This is a genomic window from Cryobacterium serini (genome assembly GCF_004404025.1).
Taxonomy (GTDB): domain Bacteria; phylum Actinomycetota; class Actinomycetes; order Actinomycetales; family Microbacteriaceae; genus Cryobacterium; species Cryobacterium serini.
Genome location: NZ_SOHN01000015.1, coordinates 104,477 through 122,344 on the forward strand (window position 1 = coordinate 104,477; position 17,868 = coordinate 122,344).

Annotated in this window: 16 protein-coding genes and 1 pseudogene; 6 read left to right on the top strand and 11 right to left on the bottom strand. The window is 64.6% G+C overall.

The window, feature by feature from the left end:
• Window positions 1–79 precede the first annotated feature (79 nt).
• From E3T51_RS11880 to recO, 6 genes are all read right to left on the bottom strand, one after another.
• Window positions 80–1,330, bottom strand: coding sequence for a deoxyguanosinetriphosphate triphosphohydrolase (locus E3T51_RS11880; RefSeq protein WP_104190677.1), 1,251 nt, complete (start codon window positions 1,328–1,330; stop codon window positions 80–82).
• On the bottom strand, window positions 1,323–2,501 hold the full coding sequence (dusB, locus tag E3T51_RS11885) for a tRNA dihydrouridine synthase DusB (RefSeq protein ID WP_134530018.1): 1,179 nt from the start codon (window positions 2,499–2,501) through the stop codon (window positions 1,323–1,325). The genes E3T51_RS11880 and dusB overlap by 8 nt, the downstream gene beginning before the upstream one ends.
• Window positions 2,502–2,633: 132 nt before the next feature.
• Entirely contained in the window at window positions 2,634–2,774 is a 141-nt protein-coding gene (locus E3T51_RS16790; protein WP_158250881.1) for a hypothetical protein, read from the bottom strand.
• Window positions 2,771–3,469 (bottom strand): DsbA family oxidoreductase, encoded by a 699-nt coding sequence (locus E3T51_RS11890; protein ID WP_233205678.1) that lies wholly within the window; start codon window positions 3,467–3,469, stop codon window positions 2,771–2,773. Before E3T51_RS11890 ends, E3T51_RS16790 begins: the two co-directional genes overlap by 4 nt.
• A 61-nt stretch (window positions 3,470–3,530) precedes the next feature.
• Entirely contained in the window at window positions 3,531–4,364 is an 834-nt protein-coding gene (locus E3T51_RS11895; protein ID WP_241989300.1) for an isoprenyl transferase, read from the bottom strand.
• Entirely contained in the window at window positions 4,361–5,101 is a 741-nt protein-coding gene (gene recO, locus E3T51_RS11900) for a DNA repair protein RecO (RefSeq protein ID WP_134530020.1), read from the bottom strand. The genes E3T51_RS11895 and recO overlap by 4 nt, the downstream gene beginning before the upstream one ends.
• A gap of 255 nt (window positions 5,102–5,356) precedes the next feature.
• On the opposite strand from recO, the gene E3T51_RS11905 reads away from it, so the two are divergent.
• Window positions 5,357–5,947, top strand: coding sequence for a hypothetical protein (locus E3T51_RS11905; RefSeq protein WP_198417864.1), 591 nt, complete (start codon window positions 5,357–5,359; stop codon window positions 5,945–5,947).
• Window positions 5,948–6,046: 99 nt separating this feature from the next.
• Here E3T51_RS11905 and leuA read toward each other — a convergent pair whose 3' ends face one another.
• The 5 genes from leuA to E3T51_RS11925 all read right to left on the bottom strand — a co-directional run bounded on the left by leuA (window position 6,047) and on the right by E3T51_RS11925 (window position 12,599).
• Entirely contained in the window at window positions 6,047–7,813 is a 1,767-nt protein-coding gene (leuA, locus tag E3T51_RS11910) for a 2-isopropylmalate synthase (RefSeq protein ID WP_134530021.1), read from the bottom strand.
• Between the two features lie 176 nt (window positions 7,814–7,989).
• Window positions 7,990–10,539, bottom strand: a complete 2,550-nt coding sequence (locus tag E3T51_RS11915; protein ID WP_241989301.1) for a bifunctional lysylphosphatidylglycerol flippase/synthetase MprF — start codon at window positions 10,537–10,539, stop codon at window positions 7,990–7,992.
• Complete coding sequence (locus E3T51_RS11920; RefSeq protein WP_134530022.1) at window positions 10,536–11,879, bottom strand: alpha/beta hydrolase; 1,344 nt, start codon at window positions 11,877–11,879, stop codon at window positions 10,536–10,538. The genes E3T51_RS11915 and E3T51_RS11920 overlap by 4 nt, the downstream gene beginning before the upstream one ends.
• A gap of 60 nt (window positions 11,880–11,939) precedes the next feature.
• Window positions 11,940–12,077: a hypothetical protein gene (locus tag E3T51_RS16795; RefSeq protein ID WP_166806454.1), complete on the bottom strand. Its 138-nt coding sequence runs from the start codon at window positions 12,075–12,077 to the stop codon at window positions 11,940–11,942.
• 324 nt (window positions 12,078–12,401) lie between these two features.
• Window positions 12,402–12,599 carry a hypothetical protein gene (locus E3T51_RS11925; RefSeq protein ID WP_134530023.1) on the bottom strand — a complete coding sequence of 66 codons (198 nt, stop codon included), beginning with the start codon at window positions 12,597–12,599 and terminating at the stop codon, window positions 12,402–12,404.
• A 177-nt stretch (window positions 12,600–12,776) separates the two neighbouring features.
• Between E3T51_RS11925 and E3T51_RS11930 the strand changes: the two genes are divergently transcribed.
• The 5 genes and pseudogenes from E3T51_RS11930 to E3T51_RS16885 form a co-directional block, all read left to right on the top strand.
• Window positions 12,777–13,418 (top strand): ABC transporter permease, encoded by a 642-nt coding sequence (locus tag E3T51_RS11930; RefSeq protein ID WP_134530024.1) that lies wholly within the window; start codon window positions 12,777–12,779, stop codon window positions 13,416–13,418.
• 61 nt (window positions 13,419–13,479) lie between these two features.
• Window positions 13,480–14,727 carry an ATP-binding cassette domain-containing protein gene (locus tag E3T51_RS11935; RefSeq protein ID WP_134530043.1) on the top strand — a complete coding sequence of 416 codons (1,248 nt, stop codon included), beginning with the start codon at window positions 13,480–13,482 and terminating at the stop codon, window positions 14,725–14,727.
• The gene (locus E3T51_RS11940) at window positions 14,724–15,560 is read left to right on the top strand and encodes an ABC transporter permease (protein WP_134530025.1); all 837 of its coding nucleotides are present in this window, start codon (window positions 14,724–14,726) and stop codon (window positions 15,558–15,560) included. The genes E3T51_RS11935 and E3T51_RS11940 overlap by 4 nt, the downstream gene beginning before the upstream one ends.
• The gene (locus tag E3T51_RS11945) at window positions 15,561–16,586 is read left to right on the top strand and encodes a glycine betaine ABC transporter substrate-binding protein (RefSeq protein ID WP_134530026.1); all 1,026 of its coding nucleotides are present in this window, start codon (window positions 15,561–15,563) and stop codon (window positions 16,584–16,586) included.
• Between the two features lie 264 nt (window positions 16,587–16,850).
• Window positions 16,851–17,868, top strand: a pseudogene (locus E3T51_RS16885) (hypothetical protein); the annotation flags it as partial.

Here is a 17,868-nt window from a genome sequence, read left to right on the forward strand (position 1 = left end):
GGCCCATGTTCGGAAACCGGGCCCATGATCTATCGTGGGCCCAGCTTCCGGGCCCGGGCCCGGAAAGTGGAGGGGCTCGCTAGCCCTGCACGAGGCGCTCGTACCAGGCCAGGGCTGACTGGTCGGTGAGGCTGGCGACCTGATCGACGATGACACGCTTACGGGCGGCATCATCGGCGGCAGCCTGCCAGTCTTCGCGAAAACCAGGGTCGAGATGTTCGTCGCCAGACTGGTGCAGGGTGTCAGCCAGCAGGGTGAGCACCTGACGCTGCTGCACGTAGATGGGCTTGCGGGTGTTACGGGTCATCACGAAGGCCGCCACGATGCCTTTGAGTACAGCAATTTCGGCCTGGATCTCGCGGGGCACGATCACGTTGGCCCCGAAGCGCAGCATATTTGCGCCCGGGTGCGCCTCCTTGGTGGCGTGCACGGCTGCTCCACTGAAGCGGCCGATGAGTTGGCTCGTGAGGTTCTTGAGGCGACCCTGGTCACGGCGCCCGGCGGTCCAGGAGCCCATCCAGCCATCCAAAGAGTCGAGGCGATTGAAGGCCGTGGCGAGGTCGTCGGCGCTGGTTGCGTCGCCGATCCACTCCGACATGGTGGCGAGGAGTTCGTCGTGGTTGGTGCGGCTGCTCAGGGCGGCGACGTCGACGTAGCCGTTGACGATTGCGTCTTCAAAGTCGTGCACGCTGTAGGCGATGTCGTCGGAGAGATCCATCACCTGCGCTTCGATGCAGAGCTGGCGGTCGGGCGCTCCGTCACGCAGCCACTCGAACGCGGCGATGTCATCCTGGTAAAACCCGAATTTGGCGCGCCCACTCGGGTCGAAAACCGACGAGCCCTCGGGCCAGGGATATTTGCAGCTCGCGTCGAGGCTGGCCCGGGTGAGGTTCAGGCCATAGCTGTGACCATCGGGCCCGAACACCTTGGGCTCCAGCCTGGTGAGCAGGCGCAGGGTCTGGGCATTGCCTTCGAAACCGCCGATGTCTTCGGACCACAGGCTGAGTGCCTTCTCGCCGTTGTGCCCAAAGGGCGGATGCCCGATGTCGTGTGCCAAGCAGGCCGTATCGACGATGTCGGGGTCGACGTTGAGGCGCGATGCGATCTCTCGCCCGACCTGAGCGACCTCGAGCGAGTGGGTGAGCCGATTTCGAGCGAAGTCGAGCCCCGCCGTAGGACTGAGCACCTGCGTCTTGGCCGCGAGGCGGCGTAGCGCGCTCGAGTGCAGCAGGCGTGCCCGGTCGCGGGCGAAGTCGCTGCGCCGCGAATAATGCTCTTCGGGAAGCCAACGCGCCTCGTCGGTCTCGCTGTATCCGGTTTTGTTAGCCACCGCTGGTGTCCCCTTCGCCTTCGGTCAGATTCAGTCGTTGCGCACCGACGAGATCCTGCGACTCGAGCCAGTGCTCGGGCAATGAAGGCTTCTTCGGTGTTCCCGCGCGACCACGCGGTCCCTCGACATCGGCGCCCGGGTAGGGCAATGAGGCGTCGAGGGTGCCGAGCAGGTCGTCGAGCTGCGCGAGGGATTGCACCATGGCAAGGCTGGCTCGCAGGTCGCCGCCCACCGGGTAACCCTTGAAGTACCAGGCAACGTGTTTGCGAATGTCGCGGCAGGCGCGGTCTTCGCTGTCGAAGTATTCGGTGAGCAGTTCCGCATGGCGGCGGAAGGCGTTGATGACCTGGCCGAGGCCGGGTTCAGCTTTGAGTTCCTGGCCGCGGAACGCCGCAGCGAGGTCACCGAACAGCCACGGACGGCCCAGGCACCCGCGCCCGACAACGACACCATCGCATCCGGTCTCACGAACCATGCGCAGGGCGTCGTCGGCCGACCAAATATCGCCGTTACCGAGCACCGGCACGTCGCTGATGGCATTCTTGAGCTTTTCGATGGCCGACCAGTCGGCCTGGCCGGAATAGAACTCGGCTGCTGTGCGCCCGTGCAACGCGATGGACGATACGCCCGCTCCTGCAGCGGCCTTGCCGGCTTCGATATAGGTGAGATGGTCGGCGTCGATGCCCTTGCGCATTTTCACGGTGAGGGGAATTGGGCCGGCCGCGGTGACGGCGGCTTCGACGATCTGGCGGAACAGGCCGATCTTCCAAGGCAGCGCCGCTCCCCCGCCCTTGCGCGTGACCTTGGGTACCGGGCAGCCGAAATTGAGGTCGATGTGGTCGGCGCGATCCTCCGCGACGAGCATGGTCACGGCCTCGGAGACGGTTTTCGGATCGACGCCGTACAACTGAATGGAGCGGGTGGTTTCGCTCTCGTGGTGGGTAATCAGCCGCATCGTCTCGGTATTGCGTTCGACGAGCGCGCGGGAGGTGATCATTTCGCTGACGAACAGTCCGGCGCCGTATTCGCGGCAGAGCCGACGGAACGCCGTGTTGGTGATACCGGCCATCGGCGCCAGCACCACGGGCACGTCGAGCGTGAGTGGACCGATTCTCAGCGGTTCGAGCGCCGGCGGCGCCGGTTCACCGATTATGGGGGTGCGTAAAGTCATGTTGAGTCAATTCTCCCAGAAAGCGCAGGATCCGCGAATCGATGGCAGCGGCAGGCCAGACGGCGCACAAAAGCGCAGCTGCCGCACGGAATGGACCGTGCGACGGCTGCGCCTGGGTGAGATGCGTTTAGATCAGCTGCAACAGCCGCCACCGCAGCAGGAACCGGCGGCCTCGTCGGTTGTCGCGTCGGTAAGCCCTTGGAGTTGGATGGTGGGTCGACCGGCTGCATCGGTGTACACCGGCGGGATGATGGTGGTGTTGGTGTCGCTCATGCGATTTTCTCCTCTGATCTTTCGGTGAGTATCTGGTTGAAAGCCTGGGTAAAAGTAGCAGGATCCTGCGCGCCGGAGATGCCGTACTTGCCATCGATGACGAAGAATGGAACGCCCTGGATGCCGTATTCATTGGCCTGCGCGACATCCGCCTTGACATCGGCCAGAAAGTCATGCGCGGTCAGCGCCCGCACCACGTCCGCACGATCCAGGCCGATCTCTGCGGCCAGGTCGGCCAGATCCTCGATCCGGCCGACGTGACGCCCATCGATGAAGTAGGCCTTCAGCAGACGCTCCTTCATGTCGAGTTGGCGACCGTGTGCCTTGGCGTAGTGCAGCAACTCATGGGAGATGACCGTATTGGTCTGGTGCACCGAATCATAGTCGTAGTGCAGGCCCACGCTCTCGGCGATGCCGGTGACGCGCTCGAGCATCTCGGCGACCTGCCCGGGAGACATGCCTTTTGCTTCGCTCAGGTACTCAGACGGCGTGCCGGCGTAGTCGACCGGGGTGTCGGGCGCGAGTTCGAAGCTGTGATATTCCACCTCGACGGTACCGTCGAATTGGGCTGCGCCGGCCTCGAACTTGCGTTTGCCGATGTAACACCAGGGGCACTGCACATCAGACCAGATATCGACCTTGATCGGGTCGGAATTTCGGGGTGCGGTCGCTGCGGTCGTATTCGTATCAGTCACCTTCGTCACAACGGAGGGCGGTGTCTGTGTATTCCCCGCTCGGAATATCGGCGGGCGGCATTCAGACCGTTGGAGTATCGACGGCGCCGCCATAGCGGCGGTTGCGTGAAGCGTAGAGCTCGATAGCGTGCCAGAGGTCGACGCGGGTGAAATCCGGCCACAGCGTGTCGAGAAAGACCATCTCCGCGTAGGCGCTCTGCCAGAGCAGAAAGTTGCTCGTACGCTGCTCCCCCGAGCTGCGCACGAACAGGTCGACGTCGGGCAGCTCCGGCACGTACAGCTGCCGGGCTATGGCCTTCTCGGTGATACCGGACGGCTTCAGCCTGCCGGCGGCGACATCCTCGGCCAGCGCCCGCACGGCATCCGTTATTTCGGTGCGACCGCCGTAGTTCACGCACATGGTGAGGGTGAGCACATCGTTGCCGGCGGTGAGCCGCTCGGCGAACTGCAGTTCGTTGATAACGGATGCCCAGAGTTTCGGTTTGCGCCCGGCCCACTTGATGCGCACACCCCAGTCGTTGAGTTGATCACGGCGACGGTGCAGTACGTCGCGGTTGAAGCCCATGAGAAAACGCACTTCCTCGGGCGAACGCTTCCAGTTCTCGGTGGAGAAGGCGTACACACTGAGCTGCTTGACGCCAATCTGGATAGCGCCGGCGACGACGTCGAGCAGGGCGGCCTCGCCGGCCTTGTGCCCCTCGATGCGGGTCAGGCCCTGGCCGTTGGCCCAGCGGCCGTTTCCGTCCATGACGACGGCGACGTGCTCCGGTACGACCTTGCGGGGCAGTTCGGGCGGATACAGACCAGTCCAGTCGAGCGGTTTGAACGCGACGGCGTCGCGGTGGGTGAACGGGGACTGCGATGAACCTTTGAGACCGAACAGACTCGCCATCATCGAGCGACGTGTTCCAGCGAGCGAAGCCCGCGGCCCAGGTGCCACTGGGTGTAGGCGGCAACGACGCCGGCCGCCTGACTCTGGGTGCGTTCGGGCGATTCGGCAGCGTGCTCCCAGTCGCCGGTCAGCAGCGCACTGAGCAGGTCGATGGTCGCCGCATCCAGCCGGGGCGATCCGGGTGCGGCGCACTCGTCGCAGACGATGCCGCCCATCTGCACGACCATGGCGCTGTGTCGACCACCCGCGCTGAGCTCGCCGAGCGCGCCGCACCGGGCGCAGTCCTGAAAGCTCGGTGCCCAGCCAGCCATTGACACGGCGCGCAGCAGGTAGGAGTTGAGAGTGAGGTGGGAACCGTGTTCCTGTCGGGACAGTGATCGCAGCGCGCCGACGAGCAGCAGGTATTGCTGCAACGACCCCTCGGATTCGGTGAGTTTGTCGGCGGTCTCGACCATCACGCTCGCGGCGGTGTAGCTGCCGTAGTCGGCGGTGATCAGGGCGCCGTACGAGCCGAGCGACTCCGCCTGGGTAATGATATCGAGGCTGCGGCCCTCATAGAGCTGCACGTCGGCGACCATGAACGGCTCGAGCCTGGCCCCGAATTTGGAGCCGGTGCGGCGCACACCCTTGGCGACTGCACGCACCTTGCCGTGTTGCCGCGTGAGCATGGTGACGATGCGGTCGGCTTCACCCAGCTTGTGGGTGCGCAGCACGACGGCTTCATCTCGATAGACAGGCACAAACAATTATCCCACTCTGCCGCTGGGAGTGCGGTCACGGCGCGGGTACCCGCAGAACGAATGCCGCGCTTCAGCGATTTTTTATCACTAGTCGCTGCTGGCTATGGATTTTCGGACCGGACGGGGGGAGACTTGTCAACATATAGTCCCCGTGGTGTGGAGGTTTTCATGAAACCAGTCCAGGGCAGCCTGCCCGACATTATGCCTGTGCTTTCGCGTGGCAAACATCGCTCTCCCAAAAGTGGTGGATGCTTCATGGAATTCGCTTCCTACCTCGCTGGCGAGTCCTGGAGCGACCACCCCGCGTGCACCCACCCGGAGCTCGCCTCGCTGGCGCGGATGGTCAACGACTGCAGTTCAGACGAGGCCAGGTCGCGCCTCGCACTGCTCATTCCGTCGGTCATCGGCCTGACCGGATCCGACAAAAGGATCGAAGTCGTGGTCGCGCTGCGGGCCGGCTGCGAAGCGCTTCCGGTGGCCAGCCTGGAACGCCAGCGCGCGCTCGCGGTGGGCGTGCTCACCTGCGAGCGCACCGCATCCGTTCTCGATCCGGCGCTGGCCGAGCGGATGCGTCCTCTCATTCGGGCCGCCCTCGATGAAGCGACCGATGCCGAGCGCTGGGCGCGCGGCTTCATCGGCAGTGTGCATTCGTGGTCGCGCACCAAGTTCACTCCGCGTACCGCCGACACGATCATTCGCGTCGCCGTGCAGGGTATCGGAGAGGCCTGTATCGGCGACCCGGACGCCCGGTTATACAGCCTGCTTGATCACGCGATCAACGATTGCAGGGAGCTGCTGGAAACGCGCCGCCCGAACCGAACGGTGTATCTGCCCGCGCTGGCCTGATCACCCGCTCACCGACCGCATCTAGATGGTGCAACGAAAGCCCAGGACCGCGCCGACGGGACTGGGCTTTCGTGTGTGCGAAAAACGGATGCTGCGGTGTTAGACGGCGGCCAGCTCCAGGTCGCCGACCTCGGCACGGATGCCGCGGTTGACGGCAGAGACAACCGACTTGAGCGACGCGGTGGAGATGTCCGCGTCGATGCCGACGCCCCAGTACCGCTTGCCGTTCACGTCGAGCTCGACGTAGGCGGCCGCCTGGGCGTCGCCGCCCGCCGAGAGGGCGTGCTCAACGTAGTCGTACAGCGTGATCGCGATGCCGCGCTCGGCCATCACCCCAAGGAACGCGTTGATCGGGCCGTTACCGGAACCGGTGGCCTGCGCCACGGTGTCACCGTCGCGCAGTTCGACCGAGAGATCAACGGTGCCGGAGAGGTCGCTTGAGGTGCGGGTGGAGTGCAGTTCGAACCTGCCCCACTTGGCTTCGGGGTTCTTGATCGTGGCCGGCAGGTACTCGTCGTTGAAGATGTACCAGATCTGCTCGCTCGTCACCTCGCCGCCCTCGGCGTCGGTTTTGGCCTGCACAACGCCGGAGAATTCGATCTGCAACTTGCGCGGCAGGTCGAGGGCGTGGTCGGTCTTCAGCAGATAGGCAACGCCGCCCTTGCCGGACTGCGAGTTGACCCGGATCACGGCTTCGTAGCTGCGTCCGAGATCCTTCGGGTCGATCGGCAGGTAGGGAACGGCCCAGACCAGGTCGTTGACGGTGCAGCCCTGCTTGGCCGCGTCGGCATCCATCGCTTCGAAGCCTTTTTTGATGGCGTCCTGGTGCGATCCGCTAAACGCGGTGAAGACCAAATCGCCAGCCCACGGGTTGCGCTCCGGTACCGGCAGCTGGTTGCAGTACTCGGCCGTACGTTTGATCTCATCGATGTTGCTGAAGTCGATCTGCGGGTCGATGCCCTGCGTGAACAGGTTGATGCCCAGGGCGACGAGGTCGACGTTTCCGGTGCGCTCTCCGTTGCCGAACAGACAACCTTCGATGCGGTCGGCGCCGGCCAGGTAGCCGAGTTCGGCGGCGGCGATGGCGGTGCCGCGGTCATTGTGCGGGTGCAGCGAGATGAGGATGTTCTCGCGCTGGGTCAGATGACGGCTCATCCACTCAATGGAGTCGGCGTACACGTTGGGGGTGGCCATCTCCACGGTAGCCGGCAGGTTGACGATGACCTTGCGTTCCGGGGTGGGCGCGAGGATCTCGACGACCTGGTTCGTGATGTCCACGGCGAAGTCGAGCTCCGTGCCGGTGAAACTCTCCGGGGAGTACTCGTAGTAGATGGTCGTGCCGGGAATGGTGGCTTCCATCTGCTTGCAGAGACGAGCCCCGAACAGGGCCAGGTCGATGATGCCCTGCTTGTCTTCGCGAAAAACGACATCCCGCTGCAAAATGCTGGTCGAATTGTAGAAGTGCACGATGGCCTGTTTGGCACCAGTGATGGACTCGTAGGTGCGCTTGATCAAGTGCTCGCGCGCCTGGGTGAGCACCTGGATAGTGACGTCATCGGGAATGGCGTTCTCGTCGATGAGGCTGCGCACGAAGTCGAAGTCGGTCTGGCTCGCCGAAGGAAAGCCCACCTCGATCTCCTTGTAGCCCATGCGCACGAGCAGGTCGAACATGATGCGCTTGCGCTCGGGGCTCATCGGGTCGATCAGCGACTGGTTGCCGTCACGCAGGTCGACCGCGCACCAGCGCGGGGCAGCCGTGATGTGTTTGCTCGGCCAGGTACGATCGCTCAGTTCGACGGCGAACTGCTCGTGGTACGGGCGGTAGCGGTGGATCGGCAGGGTGGATGCGGTCTGATTGTTCTTCATGATCCTGTTCCTCGTGGTGTCGTACAGCCAACGACAAACGCCGCGACGAGGGAGGCCTTTAGATTAGGACTCGTCGCGGCAGCTAAGGAGGAGCGACCCGTTCAACACATTTTTCAGGCTAGCACCGTTTGGCGCGGTTGCGACCACGTGCCGAATATGGCTCCGGCGAGCGGATGCTATTGGCCGAGTCCGCGCACCAGGGTCACCACTTCTCGCACCGACAGACTGGGCAGGTAGGCCCGAACCAGCGCGAGACCGATCTCGGGCAGGGCCACCGGGTCGGGGTACGCCATGAAGACCGGCGCAAACTCTGGCTGGAACTTGCTCTTGAACGCCAGGAGAGATCGAAACCCATACACGGGCTCGAGTGTGCGACCGAGGTACTGGAGCAGACCGGTGGCGATGCCGCCCTGTCGCGTGTCGGACGATGGGGCGAGCGGCGCCACCGACAGGCTGAGAAACTCAATCTCCGGGCGTTCCTGCATACGCTGCGCAGTTTGGGCGATCAGAAATTCCATGACGCCGTTGATGCTGTCGGGACGGCGACGCATGAAGTCGAGTGTCCAGCCGACTATCGCGCCGTCCCGATAGGTCGGCAACCAGCTCGTCACGGCGTGCACGCGGTCTGCGCTGTCAACGGCGAGCATGAGACGCACGGCGGGGTCCCGCAGTTCGTCGAGGCCGCCGAGTGTGAACCCCAGTTCGGGGAGTTCCTTCTCCTGGACCCACTGCTCCGAGATCTCCGCGATTTGTGTCGTCACCGCTAGCGACAAGACCGGGTAGCTGGTCCAGAGCGCCCGTACCCCGGCACGGTCAGCGCGATTGATCGACGAGCGGATGTCCTGCCATTTCTTTCCCGTCGTGCTCCAGCTGCTCGGCCGCAACAGCGTCTCCTCCCCCACTTGCATGGTCGGCCAGCCCATCGAGGCGAAAACGGCCTGCCAGCTCTCGTGCACGCTGTAAAAAATCGGAACCCAGCCGTTGTCGTCGCACATGCGAGCAAAGAAAGCGACGGCCTCAGCGGCCTCGGAGCGCGGTCCGATCGGCTCGGAGGTCGTGATAGCGATGCCGTTGACCACCCGGTAGGCGATGGCCGTGCGTCCGCTCGCGGTGAACCACAGCGAATTGCCGGTCCAGGTGGTCATGTAGCCGAGCGATCCGCCGCCAAAGGTGTTGAGCACGCTGCGCAGTCGTTCCGACGCGTCGGCGGTGGATCCGGTCACGACGCTGCGCAGGCAGACGATTGCGCCAACGAAGACGACGATCCAGAACATGGCGCCGACGCTGTCGTAGAGGGCGGCGGCCACCGAATCGATCGGGAGAAAAGAGACCCGTTCGAGCCGCAGAAAACCGACCGGAATAAACCGCTCCGGAACATCCGCTATCAAATCGAGCAGCGTGACGGCGGGTTGAAAATGTGTCTGGAGCAGCCAGCCCAGACCCACGTAGGCTGCGGCGAGTCCGATCAGGCTGCCGAAGGTGACGAGCAGAAACCGGCGCTGCTGGCCGGTGCGGGAGGCGACGGGAAAGTGGCGCAGATTTGCGAGAATGGTCACCGCTACGAGGAGCGGCACGAGCACCGACACCCCGAGGATGAAGGTGACCTCCCAGTACCGGCCGGACTGCCATTGCCAGACGTAGGGTTGCCCGGAGATGGGCAGCAACCCGAAGTACCAGCCGGCGAGAAGAGCCAGCCCAGTGTTGATCGTGATGGCGAGCCAGGCGGCGAAGCGGCGTCCGCGAGCCAGCCCGAAGGCTGCAACGACGAGGGTCAGCAGGGGAATCAGGCTCACGAGCACCGGGCCGGCACCGCCAATGCGTTCAAGGCTGAGTTCCTGCACACACTGCCGGGTGACATCCCCCAGCAGGCAACGATCGACAACTTCGCCCGCGGTCGGAACGTCCTGTGTGAGCAGCAGGCCGAGCGGGGCGAGCAAGCCGAACCGGGCGCCGGAAAAGATCGTGATGACCGGACCAACGGCGACCATGCCCACGATCGCCGCGAGCAGGGTGCGGGTTTCGTGATCGGAGCTGCGTCGCCAGCCGCTGACTCGAGGGGTCGGCCGCCCGCGCCATCCGATACCGAGGCCGACCAGCGCGGCGAGCAGGCGATACAGGTCGGACGGTTGGCCGGAGTACAGTGCGAGCACGAGCACGGTCGACAGTCCGAGCACGCGGATTCGGCGACGCCAGAGCGGCCCGGCGAAGTAACTGGCCGCCATCGCGCTGCCAAAGATCGGGGTGAACGGATCAATTGCCCAGAGTTCGCTGACTTCACGCGACCACATCTCACCGCCCGCTACGCCGAGGTACTGCGCGCCGATTCCGATGAAAGCTCCGAAAGTGGCTGTGACGAGAAAGGCGATGGCGGTGCGCCGCGTACCCATCAGGCGTTCGGCAAACCCGAGCACGATCAGCGCACCGGCCAGCGCGAGCAGCAATTCAGCGCCATTGTCGACGAAGAACACCGAGGTCAGCGGCGACCACCAGTGGCCATGGTCGATAACCGACTCGTAGCCGGTGCCGAGTAACAGACGGATGCTGCGCGCCGGTCCGGAGACTGCTCCCGTCGCAAAACCCACCGCGAGCAGGGTGACGGCATAGCAGACGGAGAAGGGTCGCTGACGGGCCCATCCGGAAAGCGAGTGCCAGGTGGAGCCCCCCGCGGGCTCGCGCCCCGGTGGGTCGAGCGCGGTGGTGTCGCTCGTGATGTCGTTGGTGGTCACCGCGTCATCGCAATCACGGTCGGCGCGAGCAGTGCGGTACGTGCGGCGATGATTGGCAGGGCCGTGGTCCAGGCATACTCAACGGTTCGCCAGTCGTGTGCGGTACCGGGTGACTCGAACAGGTGGGTATCGACGCCGGCGCGCTGGGCGGCATCCGCTAGCCCGCGCACCCCCGGCAGAAAGCGCATATCGTCGTCGCCGACCACAAAGATGGCACCGAGATTGGCGTAGGGCTGGTGGGCGGCGAGAATAGCGGAGGGCGCAGCGGCGGCGTAGCGGGAGGCGCTGCCACCGAAACCGGATTGCACGGTGTGCGCTTCATTTCCGTTGCTGGGAACGAGCTCTCCCGAGATATCCAAGATCGTACTGTAGAGCTCTGGATGCGCAGCGCCGAGTTGAATGGAACACGTGCCGCCCTGCGAGAAACCCGCGATGGTCCACCCGGCGGGTCGGGCGGTGACGTTCAGGTGCGACCTGATCCAATCCGGGACGTCGACGGTGAGGTAGCTGGCTGAATTGCCAAGCGCTGAGTCGACACACATCGGGTTGTTGGCCGGTGCGCCGAGTTGATCGGGAACGACAACGATGGGGGCGAGACCGGAATGCGCCCGCGCATATGTGTCGAGAATATCCGCCAGCCGGCCGGCCGTGAACACGTCGCTCGGGCTGCCCGGCTGCCCGGAGAGCATCTCGACCACCGGCAGGGCCGGTGGGTTCGCGTGCTGCGCCGCCGGCGGCAGATAGACCAGCGCGTCGCGGGAGACGAAACCGGAGATGGTGGCCGGGATGGTGACCGTGCCGACGACGCCGGATTCGTTGGATGCCGTGTTGGTTGCGGCATTCGCTGAGTCGGGATGTACGGCCTCAGCATGGGCCTTCGCGGTTGCGAGGGCCGCATCAAGTGGCGGGTAGCTTGCGAGCCCGAGCGCGACACGCAGGGTGGGAAATTGACCAACGTCTGCGTTGATTCCCGCCGCAGCGCTGAGCAGGCAGAGCCCGATAGCGCCAATGGCGACGCCGCGGCGCCAGCGCACCTGGCCGCCGAGATTAAGCACGAGCACGGCGAGGCTCGCCCCGAGGGCTGCGGTCCAGAGGCGGGTGCCGGTGGAGAACGAGACACCCCACGGGTCCCAGACGTCAGTGATAAACCAGGCCAGCGCCCAACCGCCGAACGCACCGACGACGGCACCAATGACGGTGACCACAGCGCGACGCACGCCGGACGGGCCGAGCAGCACGAGCAGCAACGCGAAGCCGGTGACCGCGTAGAGCGTTCCGAGCAGGGGCGCGTCGATGAGGCTGATATCGAGCGGGCTGAGAGCCGAAAACAGCGAGTCCATCGAGAGCCTCCGTGGTCACTCTGGCACCACGCGCACGTTTCGTGGGCAGGCCTCGCTGAGTTACCAGCCGGCACTCGGCCAAGTCATGGCCGAGTGATAGCCCACGCACAGCAGGTGAGCGGATGCCCGGCGGTGCGCGCGCGCTGCGAGCTTGAGACTCGACCCGATCAGGATAATGATGAGCGCGATGATGATCACCAGAATCGCCCGCCAGGTCTATGGGTCGGTAAAGGTGGCCAGGACCGACGCCAACAGCAGGGTCACGATGCCGGGCGAGCAGAGGCCACGAGCCGATCCACGCTGCCGGCCAGCTGTTGAGCGTGCCGTCACTCCGGCGGCCAAATTCTGGAGGCACGCGCGCAGCATGCCGTCGCGCACCCTTCAGGATCACGGCGCCAGCCCCAATCTGGAAGATACCCAGGGGCAAGGAGAACCACTCGACCCGCAAATCTCGAGGACTCCACTCCATGATTGACGTGGCGAAAGGGAGGGCGAAGATGAACCAAGCGGGTGGCAGGCTGGTCAGGTGGGTGCGCAGCCGCCGGGCGTGATCACAGCGATGAGGTACCCGAGCATGAGTGCCCACATTGCCCAGATCGTGAACCAATCACGCTCGATCGCACTCCAGGTGGCGACGGCGACGTGGACGGCGGAGAGCGCAGAGAACCATCGAGTGCGGGCAAGCCGTGACCCTTCGGGGCCATCGAGCGGATGGCGCACGTGATTGAACCGTAACGTCTCGCTGCACCCAGATGGGCGTGCTCGTGCGAGACTGGAAGTTCACCTTCGCTCACGGCTCTGCGCCTGCGTCCCCATTGAGCTCTGCTTCGGCGCCTTCGGTTGCGCCCGTGCCGGTGGCGGTAAATCAATGTGTGATCGAAGCCAAGGAGTATTGATGTGTGGGATTTTTTAGGGGCTCAGTATGAGCAGATCCTGTTCAGCAGCTGGCAGCACTTTAGCCTCGTGGTGCAGTGCCTGATCCTGGCAACAGTCATCGCCGTCGTGCTGGCCGCCGTCGTGTACCGAAGTTCCGCGCTCACCGGGATCGCCAACTCGGTGTCGGCCATTGGCCTGACCATCCCGTCGTTTGCATTCATCGGGCTGCTCATCGCGCCGCTCGGCTTCGGCGTCGCTCCGGCCGTCATTGTCGTGGCGTTCTTTGCTACTCTGCCCATTCTGCGCAACGCGGTCGTGGGCCTGGCGGGGATCGCACCGTCGATCGTGGAATCCGCCCGCGGCATCGGCATGAGTCGGTTCCGCACGCTCCTGCAGGTGGAACTCCCAATGGCGTGGCCAATCATCCTCACAGGCATTCGGGTATCCGCTCAGATGGTCATGGGAATCGCCGCGATTGCCGCATATTCCCTCGGCCCAGGCCTGGGCCGATTCATCTTCTCCGGCCTCTCCCGCCTCGGCGGTGCCAACTCCCTCGAGTCGGTGCTGACGGGTGTCATCGGTGTGGTCGTGCTTGCTCTTATTCTTGATCTCCTTCTCGTCGGCCTTGGCCGCCTGACCACACCCAGAGGTATCCGTGTCTGAACTCATTGCATCCGACAACGCAGAATCCACCAGCACCGATGGTTCAACCACCCTGACCGGAATCACCGGTGCGAGCATCCTGCTGGACCACGTCACCAAGCGTTTCCCCGGCCAAGCGCGCCCCGCTGTCGACGGTCTCACCATGGAGATCCCGGCTGGCAAGATCGTCATGTTCGTCGGCCCCTCGGGCTGCGGCAAAACAACCACCCTGAAAATGATCAACCGACTCATCGAACCGACCGAGGGTCGCATCGTCGTCGACGGTGACGATGTCACCGACATGAACGGCGACACTCTGCGGCGAGGCATCGGCTATGTCATTCAGGCCGGGGGGCTCTTCCCCCATATGACGGTGGCGACCAACATCGGCCTCGTGCCGAAAATGCTCGGCTGGGACAAGGCCCGCATCGCCGCTCGCGTCGATGAACTCCTCGAGCTCGTCTCCCTCGACCCGGCGCTCTACCGAAACCGCTACCCCAAGGAACTTTCCGGCGGTCAGCAGCAACGCGTCGGTGTGGCGCGCGCGCTCGCAGCCGACCCGCCCGTACTGCTTATGGACGAGCCCTTCGGAGCCGTCGACCCGATCACCCGCCTACGCTTGCAAGACGAACTACTAAACATCCAAGAAGAACTGCAGAAGACCATCGTCTGCGTTACCCACGACTTCGACGAAGCCGTCAAGCTCGGCGACTGGATCGCCATCTTCAACGAGGGCGCCCAGCTCGAACAGTACGACACCCCGGAACGCATCCTCGGCGACCCGGCCAACGAGTTCGTCGAAAACTTCATCGGGTCCGGCGCCGGCCTCAAACAGCTCACCCTTACCCGGGTAGCAGAGGTTGGATTCGGCGACGCCGTCGTGGGAAACCCCGGCGAACGGGCAGCGGATGTCCTGGCCCGCCTCATCGACGCCGGCCACGGCCACGCGGTCATCGTCGATGAGCGTCACCGTCCCATTCAGTGGCTTTCCCGGCGCAACCTCGGCCGCCTCGAGGTCATCAGCAACGTTCCCGACCCGAAACTTCCGGTCGTCGGCTACCGCGCCACGCTCAATGACGCACTCGACACAATGCTCGTCTCCAGCGCCGGGGCCGCGCTTGTCACCGGCCGCCGCGACATGTTCAAGGGCGTCATCGACGTACAGACCGTCATGGACGCCATTACCCGGTCACAGACCGCTGCCGTGCTCGAGTCGGACCAAGCACCCGTCGGACTGAACACCGGCGTGTTCCAAGCCCAGGCGCCTGCCGCCGACGCCGACCTGAACGAGACCGATGGCAACGGCGCCGATGCGCGGGCCAGTCAATGAGCACCCGCACCCTGACTACAGAAGCCGGCATCGCTGGCGGCGACTCCGCCGTCGAAGCACCTGGCGATCCGGACGCGCCGGCCGTACCGGTCAGTCACGCCCGCGCGGTATGGCAATCCTGGCGGGGACTGGTCTACCAGCTAGCCGGCATCCTTCTTGCGTTCTTCGCGCTTATCATCTGGCTGCTACTGGCCAACCTCTCGCCGATCGAACTCACCACGCTCGCCCCGGACGCACTCTGGGTCTACACCGTGCAGCACATCCAACTCACCCTCCTCGCTGCGGCGATCGTATTGGTCATCGCGATTCCCCTGGGAATCGCCCTGACCCGACGACCCCTGCGGTTTCTGACCGCTCCGGTGCAAGCGATCGCCAACGTCGGGCAAGCCGCCCCAGCGATCGGTGTCGTCGTACTCCTCGCTTTCTGGGTTGGCTTCGGCTTTTGGGCGGCGACACTGAGCCTCGTGCTCTACGCGGTACTCCCGGTGCTGCGCAACACCATGGTTGGCCTGCAACAGGTCGACGGCCGACTTATCGAAGCGGGACGTGGCATGGGGATGACCTCCACTGCCGTGCTCTTTCGCGTAGAGCTTCCTCTCGCCGTGCCGGTCATGCTGTCGGGCGTGCGTACCGCCCTCGTTCTACTCGTCGGCACCGCCGCCCTGGCCACGTTCGTCAACGGCGGTGGACTCGGCATCCTCATCACCACCGGCGTCAATCTCAGCCTCACCCCCGTGCTCGTCACCGGAGCTTTACTCGTGGCTCTGCTGGCCCTCCTCATCGACTGGATCGGCCGCGTAGTAGAACACGTTGCTCGTCCGAAGGGACTCTAGATGCACCTCCCCGCTTCGCACACCGGCCGCGGACACCCTGGCCGCTGGACTCTGGCAGCGGGTGTCCTCGCTTTGTCCGCACTCGCCCTGACCGGCTGTGGGCTGCAGCCAGCGACCTCCTACGTTCCTGCGGTTGGACCCGGGTCGATCCCTCCGCTCGATGGCGCGGAGGGCGTCAACCTCACGGTCACGTCAAAAAACTATACCGAGCAGCTGCTGCTCGGCAAGATTGCCGTGCTCGCCGGGACTGCCGCAGGATTCGACGTCACTGACCTCAGCAATGTGCCCGGTAGCCAACCGGCCCGCGAACTCATTCTTTCTGGCCAGGCCGACGTACTTTGGGAATACACCGGCACCGCCTGGCTGACCTATCTCGGTCAAACAGAAGTGATCACCGACCAGAAGGAAATGTGGCAAGCCGTGCACGACATCGATCTCACCAATGGTGTCACCTGGGGCGCACCAGCACCGATGAACAACACCTACGCCCTGGCTGTACGCAGTGAGGCAGTCGCCGAGCTCGGCGGCATTACCGCCATGTCCGAACTCGCCTCACTGCCCGTCGAGGACCGCACTTTCTGTGTCGAGGCCGAATTCAACTCCCGCCCAGACGGCATGAACCCCATGCTCACCCACTACGGGCTGGACCGTGGCGCCGCCGACAGCGTGCCCGACAACAACATCGGCATCTACGACACCGGTGCGATCTACAGCGCGACCGATGACGGAGCCTGCAACTTCGGTGAAGTCTTCACAACCGACGGTCGCATCGACGCGCTCGACCTCACCGTCCTGACCGATGACCTCGCATTTTTCCCGGCATACAATGTGGCACCGATCTTCTTCACCGAAACACTCGAGGCCCACCCTGGCCTGGAAGAGATCTTCGCCGAGATATCGCCCAAACTCACCGACGAGGTTCTGCGCGGCATGAACCGTCAAGTTGACGTCGACGGTGCCGAACCCACAGATGTGGCCTATGCCTGGATGATCGACGAAGGTTTCATCACCAACCCGGTCAGCTAGCTAGCCCGACACGGGCAGCACCGGCGCAGTGCAACCAGGTCTGGGTCGGCGACATCACCCATCTGGGGATCTGGACGAACGGGTGTACTGGCGACCGTGATCGGCTACCACAGCTGTGAGGAAGTGTTAGGCGCAGCCATCGTCGGCGAGCGACGTCTCAGGGGAAACATTTTTTTGGGTATTTTTTGGCGGGTGTTGATGTTTTAGCGCTTGCAAGCATGATTTTTCCTCGGGAATGTCGGTGGTCGGGTGTTGAGTTGAATCATGAACAACAGGGCAGTGGACCTCACCCGGGCGGCGGCCGCGGTGGCCGCGCTCGGTGGTTCCAGCGCCGACTTCAGCAGCCTCTCTGACGCGCAGGTGCTCGCCGCTCGTGGCCCGATCGCGGAGCTACTGCGCCTGAGTACCCTGGCGGCGGCATTGTTGGCAGGCACGATCGCACGGCGGTCCCGGCCCGAGCTGGGACAGTCGGGGCTGGCAACGCGGCACGGGTTCGGCAACCCGACCATGATGGTGCAAGACGCCACCGGCCTCAGCCGCATCGAGGCTGGCCGGCTGCTGGCCGTCGGGGTACTCATGGCCGACACGGAAACTGCCGAACTTCGCGCCGTCGACGCCGCTCGCGAAGCCGTGCTGGCTGCCCAGACCGCCGCCGACGTTGCCGCGGAAGCCGAACAGGAAGCGGCGCGTGACGCTGCTCGAGAAGCGGAACGAGCAGCGGCATGGGCCACGCTGCACCCACATCTGCCACCGCTGACCATCGCCGCGCCCCCGGCGGTACTGCCGGGCGCCGCGCCCCCGGCAGTATTGCCGGTCGCAGCGGTGATGCCATTGCCGCCGGTCGCGCCGGTGGTGGTGCCGTGGCAGGCGCCGATCATGCACGCCATCACCACCGGCACCGTCTCCCCCGGCATCGGCGACGCGCTGCTGCGCGGCCTGGGCACCCTCGATCAAGCGATCACCGCCGAGAAACTCACCACCGCCCTGCGCGTGTTGCTCATCGAGGCGCCGGGGATGAACACCGAACAGGCCTACAAACGCGCCCGGCGCCTCCGGGACGACCTCGACGCTGCCGGCATCCTCGCGCGCGAGAAGCAAGCCCGCGACGACACCACCTGGTCGCTCTGGCGGCGCGCCGACGGCATGGTGACCCTACACGCCCTGATGGCACCCGAGCAGGGCGAAATGTGGCTAGCCACCTACGACGCCCTCACCAGTCCGCGACGCGGCGGCGTGCGATTCGTCGACCCGACACGAGCCGCCTGGGCGCAGAGCGTCAAGG